The organism is Rothia sp. HMSC071F11 (assembly GCF_001809115.1).
Lineage (GTDB): Bacteria > Actinomycetota > Actinomycetes > Actinomycetales > Micrococcaceae > Rothia > Rothia dentocariosa.
In genome coordinates this window covers 25,305-25,773 of record NZ_KV795760.1, presented here as the reverse complement: position 1 = coordinate 25,773, position 469 = coordinate 25,305, and the positions used below count along the sequence as shown (strand labels likewise).

The following is a 469-nucleotide window of genomic DNA, read 5'->3' as shown; positions in this document are numbered from 1 at the left end:
TGGACATCATGCCCGTGCGCAAGGTACAGCAGGAAGTTCAGCAAGTTCTCGGTTCCTTCGGTGTGGATACACCACCCGTTGATCGTGTTATCCGCATCAGCGATGATGGGATTGCGAGCGTTCATGCAACGTGGCCGCGTGTTTCGCCGCGCATCGTAACGCACTTGCCGCGCACGATTCGACAGGCCTTTTCGGCGGCGAATCCCGACTGGAATACAGACTCGCTGGATTGGAAACATGAACTTGAAGCATTCCAGGCGGATAACCGGACGCTTGAGAGTATAACCGACCGTGATCTGATTGCGCGGAGCCACCGTGCGGTTGATGCGGCAGCTGAGCTTACGCGCGCTCGCTTCTCGCGCTACCTCATGCCGCTAATGTTCAAACGTGCTGAGGCGGATGTGATGATGAAAATTGCGCGGCTTGGTCCGAGCGTCACCACCGAGGATTTATTCGCGAACCTCGATTT

The 469-nt window shown here is 56.3% G+C and carries 1 pseudogene; it reads left to right on the top strand.

Annotated features, from left to right (window positions below):
* Window positions 1-469: pseudogene (locus tag HMPREF2554_RS11795) on the top strand (pyruvate, water dikinase); the annotation flags it as partial.